The organism is Ruminiclostridium cellobioparum subsp. termitidis CT1112, assembly GCF_000350485.1.
Classification (GTDB): Bacteria; Bacillota; Clostridia; order Acetivibrionales; family DSM-1351; genus Ruminiclostridium; species Ruminiclostridium termitidis.
Genome location: NZ_AORV01000061.1, coordinates 14,387 through 30,831 on the forward strand (window position 1 = coordinate 14,387; position 16,445 = coordinate 30,831).

At 42.9% G+C, this 16,445-nt stretch carries 12 protein-coding genes; 4 read left to right on the forward strand and 8 right to left on the reverse strand.

What is annotated here, in order from left to right; all coding sequences use genetic code 11:
• Positions 1–277: 277 nt before the first annotated feature.
• Positions 278–5,431 (forward strand): beta strand repeat-containing protein, encoded by a 5,154-nt coding sequence (locus CTER_RS21525; protein ID WP_004629389.1) that lies wholly within the window; start codon positions 278–280, stop codon positions 5,429–5,431.
• Between the two features lie 75 nt (positions 5,432–5,506).
• On the opposite strand, the gene CTER_RS21530 is transcribed toward CTER_RS21525, so the two are convergent.
• From CTER_RS21530 to CTER_RS21555, 6 genes are all read right to left on the reverse strand, one after another.
• Positions 5,507–5,863 carry a hypothetical protein gene (locus CTER_RS21530; protein WP_004629295.1) on the reverse strand — a complete coding sequence of 119 codons (357 nt, stop codon included), beginning with the start codon at positions 5,861–5,863 and terminating at the stop codon, positions 5,507–5,509.
• Between the two features lie 92 nt (positions 5,864–5,955).
• A complete protein-coding gene (tadA, locus tag CTER_RS21535) occupies positions 5,956–6,414 on the reverse strand; it encodes a tRNA adenosine(34) deaminase TadA (RefSeq protein WP_004629429.1) in 459 nt (152 codons plus the stop codon).
• 103 nt (positions 6,415–6,517) lie between these two features.
• Positions 6,518–8,245: a proline--tRNA ligase gene (locus CTER_RS21540; protein ID WP_004629464.1), complete on the reverse strand. Its 1,728-nt coding sequence runs from the start codon at positions 8,243–8,245 to the stop codon at positions 6,518–6,520.
• Positions 8,246–8,560: 315 nt separating this feature from the next.
• On the reverse strand, positions 8,561–9,673 hold the full coding sequence (locus CTER_RS21545) for an ABC transporter permease (protein ID WP_004629364.1): 1,113 nt from the start codon (positions 9,671–9,673) through the stop codon (positions 8,561–8,563).
• Positions 9,674–9,717: 44 nt separating this feature from the next.
• A complete protein-coding gene (locus CTER_RS21550) occupies positions 9,718–10,878 on the reverse strand; it encodes an ABC transporter permease (protein ID WP_004629321.1) in 1,161 nt (386 codons plus the stop codon).
• 16 nt (positions 10,879–10,894) lie between these two features.
• Complete coding sequence (locus CTER_RS21555) at positions 10,895–11,827, reverse strand: ABC transporter ATP-binding protein (protein WP_004629358.1); 933 nt, start codon at positions 11,825–11,827, stop codon at positions 10,895–10,897.
• Positions 11,828–12,032: 205 nt separating this feature from the next.
• Between CTER_RS21555 and CTER_RS21560 the strand changes: the two genes are divergently transcribed.
• From CTER_RS21560 to CTER_RS21570, 3 genes are all read left to right on the forward strand, one after another.
• Complete coding sequence (locus tag CTER_RS21560) at positions 12,033–12,620, forward strand: flavodoxin family protein (RefSeq protein ID WP_004629459.1); 588 nt, start codon at positions 12,033–12,035, stop codon at positions 12,618–12,620.
• A gap of 139 nt (positions 12,621–12,759) precedes the next feature.
• A complete protein-coding gene (gene gmd / locus CTER_RS21565) occupies positions 12,760–13,779 on the forward strand; it encodes a GDP-mannose 4,6-dehydratase (RefSeq protein ID WP_004629279.1) in 1,020 nt (339 codons plus the stop codon).
• Between the two features lie 29 nt (positions 13,780–13,808).
• Positions 13,809–14,753 carry a GDP-L-fucose synthase family protein gene (locus CTER_RS21570; protein WP_004629315.1) on the forward strand — a complete coding sequence of 315 codons (945 nt, stop codon included), beginning with the start codon at positions 13,809–13,811 and terminating at the stop codon, positions 14,751–14,753.
• Between the two features lie 132 nt (positions 14,754–14,885).
• Here the strand turns inward: CTER_RS21570 and CTER_RS21575 are convergent, their stop codons facing one another.
• On the reverse strand, positions 14,886–15,338 hold the full coding sequence (locus tag CTER_RS21575; RefSeq protein ID WP_004629371.1) for a DivIVA domain-containing protein: 453 nt from the start codon (positions 15,336–15,338) through the stop codon (positions 14,886–14,888).
• A gap of 66 nt (positions 15,339–15,404) precedes the next feature.
• Positions 15,405–16,322: an aminoglycoside phosphotransferase family protein gene (locus CTER_RS21580; protein ID WP_004629421.1), complete on the reverse strand. Its 918-nt coding sequence runs from the start codon at positions 16,320–16,322 to the stop codon at positions 15,405–15,407.
• Between the last annotated feature and the right edge of the window lie 123 nt (positions 16,323–16,445).

The window sequence follows — 16,445 nt, forward strand, 5'->3', positions numbered from 1 at the left end:
GAAATAATTATAGCATCTATTTTTTTTACCGTCAACAACACACCCTTAATGTTTTCTGACCAGTTTCAAGTACCTTTTTCATGTTTTATATCATATTGCTATAAATTATTTTGAAGTTTTTCTTTTCTTACACTCTCTTACATTATAATATATATTTCGTTTGCAATTTTACACTAATATATCAGCCATGTTTTGCCGATATAACTAAGGAAAATGTCATTAACCACGACTTTTTTATCTACAAAAGCGTAATTTCTGAAAAGGAGACCAATATCTAATGAAACGAATTCTATCAATCATTATGGTTATAGCACTGGTGCTTGCAAACCTATCTCTGAACGTTCAGAAGGTATTTGCTGCATCCCCCGCTCCTGCGGCAGGCAATATAATCATAACCAACAATCTCACAGGAAAATCGGATATTATTTACATATTCGGACTTGATCCCGGTACTTTGGTCAAAGTATATACGGCCTCAACCGGAAATAAGATCCTGACCTATGGAACGGTCTCTAAGAGCAAGTCCGAGATTACCTTATCAGTTCCTCAAATCGGTACTGACGAGGGAAGTCTTTATATATCGGTAATTGAAAAGGGTAATACCGAAAGCGGCAGGACAAAAGCTGACTACCCTGCCGAGCCAAGGTCCGGTGCTATCGATCCTAAAGCCGTGACAATAACAAATAACGCTCAAAAATCAGATGTTATTTACGTCTCAGGACTTACCCCAAGAGATGTAATTAAAGTCTACAGTGCAGAGACCGGAGGAAAGCTGTTGGGCAGTAAAACTGTTTCCACATCAGGTTCCGATGTAACAATAACAGTACCTCAGGTTGGCAGTGCAGAAGGCTCTGTATATGTAACTGTAACAAGCAAAGGCTATCTGGAAAGTAAAAGAACAGAAGTCCCCTTTAAGGCCGAGCCGGCCTCAGCACCTCTTGATCCTGACAACATAGTAATAAACAATAACGCTAAAAGCGCCGACACCGTTTACATCCCCGGCCTCAGCGCCGGCGATGTCGTAAAAATATATAACGACAGCGGCAAGGTTCTGGCAACTAAAACTGTGGGTTCCTCAGCCTACGATGCAACAATATCCGTGCCTCAGCTTGGTGTTGACGCAGGAATTGTATACATTACCGTCACAAGCAAGGAGCTTGCTGAAAGTTCGTCGGTACCAGTAGAATTTGAAGGTGAGCTGGCTTCCGAAAAACCGAATTCAGGATTTATCACCGTTACCAACAACTCTGGAAAAGCTGACACGGTATATGTTACCGGACTGTCCCCAAGTGATGTTGTAAAGGTATACAATAAAGAAACCAAAGGTAGTTTGCTTGGCCAGTCAACAGTAACTTCCTCAGGAAATGAAGCCACAGTATCAATACCTCAGTTGGGTTCTTCCTCAGGTGTCGTTTATGTAACTGTTACCAATGCCGGAAGGAATGAGAGCCAAAGAGTCAAAATCAGTTACTCGCAGGAAGGCTCTTCCACAGATATAGCTCCGTCCAATATAACTGTCACCAACAATGTGGGCAAAGCCGACACCGTGTATGTATCCGGCCTTGTAAGCGGCGATGTGGTCAAGGTGTATGATGCAGAATACACAGGAAATCTGCTGGGAAGTGCAACGGTTGCCAAATCAGCTACCGACGTCACCATATCAATTTCACAGCTTGGAACTGATAGTGGTTCAGTTTACGTATCCATTACAACCTCGGGGAAACTGGAAAGCTCCAGAGTCCCGGCAGAGTACCTTGCAGAGTCAAAATCCAATTCGCTGGATTCAAACTCGGTAACTGTAACCAATAATTCCGGAGCGGCTGACACAATATATGTCACCGGTTTAACAGAGGGTACCTTGATCAAGGTTTACAATGCGCCAGCCTCAGGATCTCTGTTGGGTTCTGCAACGGTTGCAACCTCAAAAACCGATGCGACAGTGACTATTTCACAGCTTGGTATTGCCGGAGGCTCGGTTTATTTAACTATTACCCAGCCCGGTGCCCAGGAAAGCGGCAGGACGAAAATCGATTACAGTGCCGAAGGAACTTCGACAGATCCAAATATTAACAATATTTCAATATCAAACAATGTTGGAAAAGCAGATACTATATATGTAAGCAACCTTACTTCGGGAGATATTGTAAGAATATATAACGCACCTTCGCAGGGCAACATCATCGGAACTGCCACTGTAGCAAGCTCAGCGGCAGATGTTACGGTAAGCATAGCGCAGCTTGGCACCGCAGCCGGCAGTGTATATGTAACCGTATCCAGCACCGGAAAAGCTGAAAGCAAGAGAACCAAAGCAGACTACAAGGCAGAAAGTGTCTATGTCGATGTGGATTCCTCCAACATCACTGTGACAAATAATGCAGGGAAAGCCGACACTGTTTACTTTACAAGATTATCCGCAGGAGATGTGGTAAAAGTATATGATTCCCTGCAGGGAGGTACACTCCTGGGATCAGCAACGGTAGCAGCCGGATCAACCGATACTACTGTCAGCATTCCGCAGTTGGGCAAGGGTGCCGGAAGCGTATTTGTAACCGTATCCAGCACCGATAAATCGGAAAGTGCCAGAAAAGAAGTGACTTACACCGGAGAAGCTTCATCTGTTGATCTGAGTGAATCTCAAATAGTTGTTACAAATAATATATCGGGTACACCTGATACCATCTATGTCTCAGGCTTAAGCCCCGAAGATGTTGTCAAGGCCTACAGTGCCCAGAATCAGGGAATCCTCCTGGGAAGTGCGACAGTTCCTGCAGCAGGTACAGATGCCACTATAACCGTAACACAGCTTGGAACTGCCAACGGCTCTGTTTATATAACTGTAACAAGCTCAGGCAAGCTCGAAAGCAACAGGACCAAAGCGGATTATTCCGACGAGGGTAAATCTACTGAGCCTGATAGTAATAACATTACCATAAATAATAATTCGGGTGCTGCGGATACTGTCAGAGTCACCGGCCTGACAGCAGGAGATGTGGTCAGGGTTTATTCCGCCGAAACAGGAGGAAACCTGCTCGGTTCGGCAACCGTGACAACCTATAGCTCTGAAGCCACAGTGACAATAACACAGCTGGGTACCGCAGCCGGTAAAGTATATGTTACGGTTGCAGGCACAAACAAGGCTGAGAGTAAGAGAATTACCGCTGACTACGATGCCGAGCCTGTTTCAGGCAAACTGGACAGTGCCCGCATTACAGTTACCAACAATGCAGGTTCGTCCGATACCGTAAGGGTTACAGGTCTGACACCGGGCGACATTGTTAAAGTGTATTCCCTGTCTTCAGGCGGCAACCTGTTGGGTTCAGCCACAGTATCGTCTTCAAGTACCGAAGCAACTGTTGAGATAGCACAGTTGGGCACTGCCGAAGGTAAAGTATTTGTGACAGTAACAAGTGTGAATAAAGCTGAAGGAGAGAGAACAGACGCAGCATACAAGGCTGAGGAAGCCTCTGCTCCGCCCGATCCGGCAAAAGTGTCGGTTGCCAACAATTACGGTATAGCCAGTACAATAACAGTAGGCGGATTAAAGGATAATGATGTTGTAAGCATATACAGTGCTGAATCAGGTGGAATCCTGCTGGGTAAAGGGACTGTAGCCACCTACAATTCAGAGGTTACCATATCGGTTTCACAATTGAGCGATACCGGAGGAGATGTTTATATCACGGTAACCACTCCCGGAAAGCTGGAAAGTAATAGAGCCAAGGTCACCTATGAGGCGAAGGCGACATCAACTCCTCCTGATGCATCCAATGTGGAAATATACAATAATGTTGGCTTTGCCGATACCATAACCGTATTCGGAATGGAACCCAATGCCGTAATCAAAGTGTACACCCAGGCTACAGGCGGTAATCCCATCGGCACTGCCACAGTCCCGGCCGACAGTACCGAGGCTACTATTTCAATAACTCAGCTGGGCGTAAACGACGGAGTTGTTTATATTTCGGTAACGACCAAAGGAAAAACCGAGAGCGGCAGAGCCGCCATCTCCTATACAAAGGAGAGCGCTTCGGAGCCTCTTGCTGCCGGCAATGTCAAAATAACAAATAATTCCGGCATGTCGGACACAATAGTCGTTACCGGGCTTCTGGCATATGATACCATTAAGATTTACAATTCCGAAACCGACGGTACGAGACTTGCAACAGCAGTTGCAGATGAGAATACTCTGGCGGCTACGGCCAATATATCACAGCTGGGTACCGGTGCAGGTAAGATTTATATTACCGTTACCAACTACGGCAGGAGTGAAAGTGCCAGAACCGCCGTGGAATACGAGGCCGAATCGACGGCACCTCTGGCCTCCAACATATTCATTGTGAATAATGCGGGTATAGCCGATACAATAACTGTGAAGGGATTAAATGATAACGATGTTGTCAAGGTATATGATGCCGCTTCCAACGGAAACCTCATAGGCGCCGCCACGGTTCCTCCCGGAAGCAGTATGGCAACCATGTCGGTGACACAGCTTACCTCAGCAGCAGGAAAAGTTTATGTATCAGTGACAAATTACGGCAGGGCAGAAAGCAGTCTGACAAAAGCCGAATATATATCCGAAACAAGCACTATGGCACCATATATCGGAGATATTTACATAGTTAATAATGTAGACATTAATGATACTATTACCGTATATAACCTGTTATCAGGTGATGTTGTAAAGGTTTATGACAGTGCTGTCGGCGGAAACCTGCTGGGTAATGCGTCGGTTGCCAATAATAAGACCGAAGCAACGGTATCTGTTGAGGACCTCGGCTCGGCTGCCGGGACTGTATATGTCTCAGTTATTACAAAAGGTAAGACTGAAAGCGTCAGAACAGAGGCGGGTTATGTTGCTGAGAGCAGGTCAACCGCACCGTATGCAGGCAATATCTATATAACAAATAATGTGACTTTGTCGGATATAATCCAGGTATCCGGTCTGACAGCCGGTGACAAGGTCAAGGTTTATGATTCTGAATCCGGCGGAGAGCTTCTGGGATCGGCAACAGCCTCTTCCGGAAGTGATCAGGTAAAAATCACAGTTAAGCAGCTGGGTGAGTCGGCAGGCAGTGTATATGTTTCAGTAACTTCAAAGGGTAAGACAGAGAGTAAGAGAACCGAAGCCGAATACGTTTCGGAGCAGACAACCAATGAACCCTACGCAGGTTACATAAGCGTAAGCAATAATCCAACCGGTACTTCGGATACCGTAACCGTAACAAACCTTAACGGCGGAGATATTATCAATGTTTACTCTGCTGCTGCAGGCGGAAGCCTTCTCGGTTCAGCCACCGTAGCCTCGGGCAGCACAACGGGAACCGTTGTAATCTCCCAGCTGGGGACAGCCTCAGGCAGTGTGTATATAAGTATTACCAGCGCAGGAAAGGCTGAAAGCAACAGAACCAAAGCTGATTATCTGGCTGAGTAAGACCGGAGTTTATTTTAACACAAAAAGCGTTTCAAACCCTTTGGCGGTTTGAAACGCTTTTGTTTTATTATTTGTCTACATACTCAGTATTTCAAAAAACTGTCCTTCACTGATATAGTTTGATTCCCTGTAAAGAACTCCCTCTTTGTAGAATCTCACGTACGGGATGGTATCATTCCCCAGCCGGTTTTCCTTGAAATTTCTGAACTCATCAAAGAAGTCCGTTTTATTGTATTCCAGTTCATAAATATCAATATCTTCCTTGGTGTCATGCCCATAAAGCCAGCCTCTCATATCGTGCCACTGGGGGCACCAGTCCTGGGTAAGAATAATAACAACCCTGGGCTTTGAAGTAAGTATATCATTTCCGAATTCTCCGGTTTCAATTGCCCTCACGGCCTGTTCCCTTGTAATAAGCTTCCTGTTTATCATAAGTATACCATCCTGTCCATGCGGTTTTTATTTTATATTTCTTTATTGGTAATGTATTTATACCCTCTTTATACATGCAATATACTTTATCTTTACTTTTGTCTCAATTCCACAAAAAACTTTTTGAGTAATTCTGTACACTGCTCGTGAAGCAGTCCTATAACCACATCGACTCTGTGATTGAACTGGGGAATTCTGAAAAGATCCACCACAGAACCTGCCGCCCCTGCCCTGTTGTCCATGGCACCTATATATAGAGTTCTGATTCTGGACTGAATGACAGCTCCTGCACACATTGGGCAGGGCTCCAGTGTTACATACATATCACAGCCGTCCAGCCTCCATGTGCCAAGTTTTTTTGCCGCTTTTTTTATGGCTTCTATTTCGGCATGTGAAGTTACATCAAGCCGGGCTTCCTTTTTATTATGCCCTCTTGATATTATCACTCCGTCCTTGACTATGACCGCTCCAACGGCAGCCTCCCCTTTTGAAAAAGCCAATTCGGCCTGTCTTAATGCCTTAAGCATGAATTGTTCGTTTCTGGTATACATACTGGAACCTTTCTATGTTGTTTGTTGATATATTACCCTCTGTTGACAATTTATAACACGCCTCACGTCGGCTACTTTGCCGCTTTTATACGAAGTTTCTTTTCTATACCACTTTTTCCAAAAAGCTCTCCAGCTCCTCCAGCCGGACCTTTTCCCTGAGTGTTTTATCTCTTGATACAACTTCTACCTCTCCCTGCTCCAGATTTCTGCTGCTGACTATCAATCTCAGCGGTATTCCAAGAAGATCTGCATCTGCAAATTGAATGCCCGCCTGCACGTCCCTGTCATCCATGATAACTTCATACCTGCGGGAGAGTTTGTCATACATTTCAAAACCAGTTTTCCTGACATCATCATTTTTCTTATTTATCATGCATATGTGTATCTGCCAGGGAGCTATACTCTTCGGCCAGATAGGGCCGCAGTCGTCGTGGTGTGCCTCAATTATACAGGCCAAAAGTCTTCCTATTCCAATGCCATAGCAGCCCATGACCGGGTGTCTCTGTCTGCCGTCATTGTCGGTATAGGCCATGTTCATGCTTTCTGTGTATTTGATACCCAGCTGGAATATGTTGCCCACCTCGATACCGCGCTTCACCGAGAGCCTGCCTCCGCACTTAATACAGGTATCCCCCTCGTTGACCTTTGCCACCTCCACATAACTCTCAGGTCTTATATCCCTTTCTACATTAATGCCTGTTAAATGATAATCAGGTTTGTTTGCACCTGTTACCATATTGAATTGGCCCTTAAGGGATTCATCGAAGAGAATTGTATTATTCTTTGCGTCAATTCCCCTGGTTCCTATAAAACCAAAGCAGATTCCGCTGTTGCCGTCCACACGTTCATCATATGGAAATACATTTGCCTTTACCACCCTTTTAAGCTTTGCCTCATTCACCTGTAAATCTCCACGTATGAACACAATCAGAGGCTTTTTACTGTTTTCAACTGAAAATACTGTGGCTTTTATAAGCTTTGCAGCTTCTACTTTCAGAAACCGGCATATATCATCTATACTTTTCATGTCAGGAGTATAAACTTCTTCTATTTGCTGATTCATTCCGTCATCCCCGGCTGTTTGGCTGTCTTCACCGCTCCTGCAAACTGTTTTTGAAGCTGCCACCTCCATATTTGCTCTATAGTCACAGCTGTCACAGACTATGATGGAGTCTTCTCCCGACTCAGCCAGCAGCATGTATTCATGCGCCACATTTCCTCCCATCATTCCCGTGTCGGATGCAACGGAAACCACCTGCGGAAGGCCGGCTCTCTCAAATATTTTATGATAGGAGTCAAATACCTTGTTATAGTAAAGCTCCAGATCTTCCTGGGAAGTGTGAAAGGAATAGGCATCCTTCATGGTAAATTCCCTGACGCGTATAAGTCCGCCTCTGGATCTGGGTTCATCACGGAACTTGGTCTGAATCTGATATATCATAAACGGGTATTTTGCATAGGTCATTGCCTCACTTCTTGCCAGATGAACCGCCGCTTCCTCATGGGTCATCCCCAGCAGCATATCCCGGCCCGATCTGTCCTTCATACGCATCAGCTCACTGCCGATGCTTTCAAACCTTCCGGACTCCTGCCATAGTTCAGCCGGCAATACAACCGGAAAGAGCACCTCCTGACCATCGATCCTATCCATCTCTTCCCTGATTATATTCTCAATTTTCCTTGAAATTCTTCTGGCAGGCATAAGCATCGAATATATCCCGTTTGCAACCTGGCGCACATACCCGCCCCTCAGCAGGAATACATGACTTATAATACTTGCCTCTCCCGGTTTTTCCTTCAGCCTTTCTCCCAAAAGTCTGCTTAATAACATAGAAACAATCCTTTCCTAAAAGTAATTTAAAAAACAAAAATCGCTGTACATAAGCTGTACAGCGATGGTTATTTTACTGATCAAGCACCCCGCACTGCCCGGTTTCAAATTCTCTTGTGACTTAAGAAATTGATATCGCAGATAAAGCACTTGCACCTTATGAAATTCAAGATGCAAATGCTAACCTGGGCACGGGCAGCTATTTATTTTTAAAAAATCAATCAATATCATAAAATCCTCATTAAAAACATATCATCGTATAATTTTATACCAGTTTATCACCGGTGCAAAATTATAGCAAGCCCTAAAAGCTTTTTAAACTCCCTTCAGCTGTTTCCTTTTGCTCATCACAAGCGCCACCGAGGTTATGGCTACCGCAAAGCCAAGCTCTATCAACATGTATGAGATTATAGGGCCCATATTGTCAAAATTGAAGTTGGTCAAATTGCTTGCTGCCTTATTAGCCTTGATATACCAATACGTAGGTATAAATTTTGCTATGGAAAGTACATTTTCCCCCAGAAACTCCTGCGGCACAAACACTCCGGTCAAAAAGCACATTCCAAGGGATAAAATGTTGGAAACACCTGATTGGGCATTTCTGCTCTTAATCAGGATACCTACAAGAAAACTCATACTTAATATCGTAAATGTCAGCACCAGAGAGTTTATACAAAAAAATAACGCATTCATTTTAAACATATCCTGTCTGTATAATATAACGCTTATTACAACCAGTAATGCCCAGCACGAAACTGAGAAAACAATGTTGCCCAGAAGAATTTGCATATTCACCGAAGTATTGCTTAAAGGTGAACACAGGTTTCTCCTCTTGAGCTTTACATCATTAAATACCATCATTATAGAGCTTACACCCAGTATAATAATATTGATCAAAACATAGGGCATAAAGTTGTAAAAGGATCTGGTAGCACTGGAATCTTCTGCCTTGCCCTCAAACACCTTCATCTCCACATCTGTCTCAACAGCCAGATCCTTGCCGACCTGTTTAACCAGTTCTTCCTGTGTAATGCCCTTATAATTATTAATATATAGCCTGGCCGTATTCAGGTATTTATTCACCAATATGTCGGTATAAATACCGCTTATGGAGCCTGAAACAGTTGTTTTATCAATTCCCACAACCTTCCCCGACATGAAATCCTTTGTGAAATCAGCAGGTATTCTGGCTATATACTCAACTTCCCTAAAGAACAAAGCATCCTGTAATTCAACTGTATTGTCACCAAGTTCTACGAAGATGGAATGCTCTCCCAAATAATCCTTTAAGCCCTGCAGCAGAACCGTATCCTGGCCCTGGTTAATAAATGCCACCTTGGCTTTGGACTGTGTGAAGGTTTCAGCGCTTGTGCCATTGCCGATAAATGAAAACAATATTGCCAGAGCTAAAAATATTACAATATATATCGATAATTGAGTGCTCTGCTTTTTTTATGATTCTAAAATAGGTTTTAAATACTGTCATACTTCTGCCTCCTTATTCTCAGATAGGTCGCCAGGCAGAACAATACGGTAAAGCCGCCCAGCAAACCTATGTTAACAAAAAATCTTGTATGGGTATCATAATAATACAAAGAATAGAAGGCGTCTGTTATAAGTGCTATAGGGTTAATATATGACAATACCGGCACATTCTGCTGGACAATGTATTTCATTTTATCAAACATCATACCTGCCAGAAATGAAGCTGACATGGTGGAGACAATGAGAATTGCAACTTTAACGCCTTCTCCTTTTTTGTTGGCCGAACCTATTAAAGCTCCAAAGCTTATACCGGCTGCGCAGCCTGCAAAACTTGTCAAAATAATAAACCCGGTCTGATTTCCAAAGTCTATTTTCAAACCGAATATCAGATAACACAACAGAAGCAGGATTTCAGCAAATGAGACCATTATATCGGCAAGCAGCCCGGCTGACAGAGCCTTTAATTTATGAATCGGAGCAACGTTTAATCTTGCAGCCCTTTTTGTCAGATTAGCCTGTATGTCGGTTACTTCCTTCAATCCAAAGAAGGCACCGTAGAAGCAGGACATTGCAATCAATGTATAAAAGTAGTTTACGGTGGTATCAGGCTTGCCTTTTGTACCGATCTGTACTTCTCTTGTAAACTCCTGGCTTTTACCGATATCCTCTGCCAAACCGTTCTGAAGGGCGGAAGGATTCTGTCTGACAATGCTTACTACCGAGCTTACAGTTTGACTGTATTGATCAAAAATCTCCTTGACTATGGTTTGATCAAAGCCAGAGTCCTTTACAGTCAGCCTAAGCGGCTCCCCGTAAGTCACATATCCCACAATATCATTGTTATCCAGCATTTTGTCGGCTTCCTTCTGAGATACCACCTTGACATTGAAAAGCTTTACGTCATTCTCACCAGCCGGGCCGTCTTTGGAATGCTGCTCTATAAAATTCTTAAAGTCATTATTCCTTTGATACTGTTCGTTATCAATTACAGCTATATCCACCGCATTGAAAACTTCCGCTTTTGAAATGCCCGAGAAGGCAAGGTTGAAAAAGGTTGCCAGTACCAGAGGAAATATCAGCGTCCAGAATACCAGCTCTTTATCTCTGACAGTGCATTTCAATCTATTAATAAATATATTCAAAAACATATTCCTGCCCCTTTCCTCAGTCTCTGAGTTCCTTTCCGGTAATTTCCAGGAAAACATCATTCAATGTGGGCAGTTCGGAATATACCCGCCCAAAGGAAATATCATTTTCTCTGAAAAAGTCCAGCAGGGTCGTCAGATTGTGCTTTCCCCTGTTGTATTTCAAGGAAAGGGTTTTGTCCTTGTATTCAACACTGCTTATGTTTGGCAGCTTTTTTAATTCGCTGAGACTGCTGCTGCCAAGCCCGAATACCTCAACTGTGATTTTTTCTCCCAGCTTGATCATCCCCTTGAGTTCTTCCTTGCTTCCCTTTGCAATAACCCTGCCCTTATCCATTATCATGATCCGGCTGCAAAGCTGTTCAACCTCTTCCATATAGTGTGAGGTATATATAACTGTTGCACCGTCTTCATTAAGCTTTTTTATTCCGTCCAGAATGTTATTTCTGCTTTGAGGGTCAACTGCAACCGTAGGTTCATCCAATATTATCAGCCTGGGCTTATGTGCTATGCCACAGGCAATATTCAGGCGGCGCAGCAGGCCTCCGCTCAGTTTCTTTGGGTGAAACTTCCTATAGTCATTCAATCCTACAAAATCTATGGCCTCTTCGACAAGTTTCCTGCGCGTTTCCCTGTCCCTTACATACAGGCTGCAAAAATAATCAATATTTTCATAGACCGTAAGTTCTTCAAAAACTGCAACATCCTGCATTATAATCCCTATATCGCGTTTTATATCATATGCGTCGGGGGCCATGGGCTTGTCAAACAGATTTATCTCTCCCTTGTCATAATACAGCAGAGAAAGGATGCAGTTTATAGCCGTTGTCTTGCCTGAGCCGTTAGGTCCCAAAAGCCCGAATATCTCACCTTCTTTTACATCAAAGGATAAATGATCCAGCGCCACAAGCTCCCCGTATCTTTTTACCAAATTCTTCACACTAACTATCATAGTTAAACCTCCATATTTTTTGACAGCCATCTCTTTATTAATATTGTACTTAATTCTGATGTCATACTTAAGTGCCTGAAATCAGAAGTTAATATGACAAATGTCACTTGCTTAATTAAAATGCTTAATGTAGTTTTTTACGTTATACTATATAATTTATTCAACTATATTTTCAAGAATAATTAATAAAGGAAGGAATACTATTATGGCAAAAATACTTGGAATTTCAGGAAGCCCCAGAAAAGCGGGCAATACGGCATTTGCAGTTAATTACGCATTGGATGTTCTAAAAGGTTCCGGTTTTGAAACCAGATACATATCACTTTCCGGCAAAAATCTCCATCCCTGCATAGGATGCTGGAAATGCGCCGAAACAGGCAAGTGTATACATAACGATGATATGGAAGAAATTTTAAAGGCAATGGACTGGTGTGACGGGCTTATACTGGCCTCTCCCGTATATTTCGGTATGGTGAACGGACAGATAAAAACCATGATGGACCGCTGCGCCTGCCTTCGTGCCAATTATGAAACCGATCTGCTCATGGCCGGAAAAATCGGAGGAGCAATTGCCTGTGCCAATTCCAGAAATGGAGGTCAGGAGACAACCCTCCAGAACATTCAGACTTTTTTACTGCAAATGAATATGCTGACCGTTAGTGACGGTATTCCATACTGCCATTCAGGAGGCACAATAATGGGTGATGCCGAAAAAGATGCCTGGGGCCTTGAAACGGTAAAAAATCTTGCGAACAATGTGGGAAAAATGCTGAACAAAGTTAATCATAAATGATACCGATATTTTCACCTTCCGCGCAGTTCCATAATCATTAGGGGGCACATATTATGTTACTAGCCGGGAATGTCATAATTAACAATAACTTTTTTTAGCAGTTCGGCTGTCATTATTAAATCGACAAGGAGTTGTATGCATGAAGAAAGCTTTAATAACGGGTATAACCGGACAGGATGGTTCATATCTATCTGAGTTTTTGTTAGATAAAAGCTATGAAGTACATGGTATTGTACGCCGAAGCAGTTCCTTGAATACCGGGCGGATAGATCATTTGCTCCAGGATTCCGGTGCAAATCCCAACCTGTTTATACACTATGGTGATTTGACCGATTCAGGAAACCTGAGCAAATTGATATACCAGATTCAACCTGATGAGATTTATAATCTTGGTGCCCAAAGTCACGTTAAAGTTTCATTTGATGTACCCGAATATACTTCCGACGCCAATGGACTTGGAGCTTTAAGGCTGTTGGAATGCATAAAGGAAATAAAGCCTGATATCAAGTTTTACCAGGCCTCTTCCAGTGAATTGTTCGGAAAGGTAATGGAAATTCCCCAAAATGAGAATACGCCATTTTGTCCCAGAAGTCCATACGCAGCTGCAAAGCTTTATGCTTACTGGGTAACGGTCAATTACCGCGAAGCTTATGACCTTTTTGCCTGCAACGGGATACTTTTCAACCATGAATCCCCCAGAAGAGGTGAAACCTTTGTAACAAGAAAAATTACTCTTGGCATTGCAGACATTTTGAAGGGTAAACTTGACAGGCTGGTGCTGGGCAATCTTGATGCCAAAAGGGATTGGGGCTTTGCCGGGGATTATGTGGAAGCAATGTGGCTCATAATGCAGCAGCCCGTTCCCGAGGATTTTGTCATTGCAACAGGTGAAACTCACACTGTAAGAGAATTCTGCGAACTGGCCTTTAAACATGTGGGAATAAATCTGAGATGGGAGGGGCATGGCATTACGGAAAAAGGCATGGACGGCGATACCGGCAGGGAACTGATCAATGTCAGCAGTAAGCTTTTCAGGCCTACCGAAGTGGACCTGCTGCTGGGGGATCCTTCAAAAGCGAACAGCAAGTTAAACTGGACTCAGAAGGTGTCGTTTGAAGAACTGGTCAAATTGATGGTTGAAAGTGATCTAAAAGGTTGACAATACTTTTTATGGGGATGGAGATCTATATGAATAGTGAAAGTAGGATTTATGTTGCGGGGCATACCGGTATGGTGGGATCCGCTATTGTAAGATGCCTTGAGCACAACGGATATAAAAATATCATTTACAGATCACACAGTGAGCTGGATCTGACCGATCAGGCAGCTACAGATGATTTTTTCAGGACAGAAAAACCGGACTATGTATTTACAGCTGCTGCAAAAGTAGGCGGAATACATGCCAACAATACATATCCGGCAGATTTTATTATGGAAAATATGCTTATAGAATGCAACATTATAAAAAGCTCTTTCAAGTATAACGTTGAAAAACTGATGTTTCTGGGGAGTTCCTGCATTTACCCCAAAACCTGCCCGCAGCCTATAAAGGAGGAATATCTTCTCACCGGTCCGCTGGAACCCACGAATGAAGCCTATGCACTGGCTAAAATTTCAGGAATAAAGATGTGTCAGTCCTATAACCGGCAATATGGTACAAAATATATCTGTGCAATGCCTGCAAGTCTATATGGGGTAAACGACAGGTTTGATATTTATAATGCCCATGTAATTCCCTCCATGATTATCAAACTGCACGGGGCAATGCTTGAAGAAAGGCCCTCGGTCGTCCTTTGGGGTACTGGTACTCCCTTGAGGGAATTCCTGTATGTGGATGATATGGCCCGGGCCTGCCTGAAGTTAATGCTGACCTATGCCGGAAACGAGTTCATAAATATAGGCTCGGGAGAAGAGATAAGCATAAGGGACCTGGCCGAAACCATTAAAAAAGTTATCGGCTACAAGGGCGATATTATTTTTGACGCTACAAAACCGGACGGTACCCCAAGGCGGGTTATTGATAATTCCAGGATACAACAGACAGGCTGGAGGCCTCAAATTGATATGGAAGAAGGCTTGCGACTGGAATATGAATATTATTTGAAGCATGTGCTTTCAAAAGGAGAAAATTAAATGCCGCATTGAATTAATACCCGGCAAATAAAAAACAGAGGCAATGCCGACACTGCCTCAAAACCGTTTCAATCTGTAACATTGACCTTTGTGTTGTTTGTTTTTCCGCAAACACCTTGAATAAGCTGCTCACTATTCGATGGATATTTGCTTCAGAATTTCCATCTGTGCCTGGAGCAGTGCCTCAGTCTTGGATTTAAAAGAAAATATTTCAGACTTGATCTCCTCCAGCTTTCCTTTTGACTTTACTACTTCCAGGTTTGCGGCTTCCAGCAGTTTAGTTGCATTTATTTCAGCTTCGCTGGTAATAAGCCTCGCCTTTTCACATGCGTTTACCTTAATTTGTTCACTTGTATGCTGCGCCACCAGAATTGAATGCTGGAGTGATTCTTCAAGCATTTTGTAATGCTGTATTGCTTCATTTAGACTGTTTATTTTGCTTTTCATTTCTTCATTTTCTTTTATTACTCTGGAGTAATCTTCATCAATCAAGGAAAGTAAATTATTAACCTGTTTTTTGTTATAACCATCGAAAATCGATCTTTTGAGACAAATACTTCTTAATTCCTCAGGGGTATAGTTCATACATCCCACTCCTAATCTTCTTTCATACTAAATATATATTCCCAATTGTAAAATAATATGATTTTATTACCCCTTGATATCAAACCATCTGGTACCGATGGGCATGATGTCCCTGTCCTTTGCAGGAATTCTGAAGTTGGTGAAATCCCTTGTGACAAGCATATCGGAGACTGACTCCGCCCATAACAGGTTATTTACAAAGGCATAAAACCTTGCCCTGTCAAGGTAGGAAATAATACTTTTATAATACCTGCTCATCCTTTTTACGAAGGTCTCGCCGTAATTGTCCAGAAGAATTCCCACATCGTAGGCCGGATCCCCCAGCCCCGACAAACCAAAATCTATGATCCCGCTTATCCGGTTTGTATTTTTATTGAATATAATGTGATATGGCATCAGGTCTCCATGAATAAGTACCGGCTGATAATCCATGAATTTCTCATCCTGCAGAAGGGGCCTGAAAATTTGCCTGTAATATTCTTTTGAATAGCTGTCACAGTATGGGAAAACCTTCCTCTCTATCTCTTCAAATTTTGTAAGCCACTCCTCCTGTGACATGGTGGCCTGACATTCGGACAGGTTTTTAATTCTTTCGGCCTTGAGCGGAATAGAATGCAGTTGTTTCAGGAACATTGCAAGCTGCTCGGCAACCATTTCCTGCATCCTGTTTCCCAATTGAAATAAAGTGTTTCTATACAGAGGTTCACCTTTTATGTAATTGAATCTGGCAATCCCTTTCTCCACAGGCTCGGCTTTTGGCACATATATGCTGAAATCCCTGCCTATTAATTTAATAATATTGACCTCGTTTTCTATGTACCCGGCACTCCAATCATACCTGGCGAATTTAAAGACATCCTTTTCATTGACTATAACAATATCTCCATGCATACCATCGGTAAAATTGCATTCCACCTTTGAAATATCCATCTGGGGATATCGTTCCTTTATATAACTGACATATTTGCTCTCCTTTGTATCCATTTCATACTCCTCCAAAATAATGTTTTAGCCGGATAATATATAATACGAAGGAGCCGTATAAAGTGGAACCATGCCGCATATTTATCTTTGATGCGAACCCTAAAGAACCACCCCCGTTTTTTG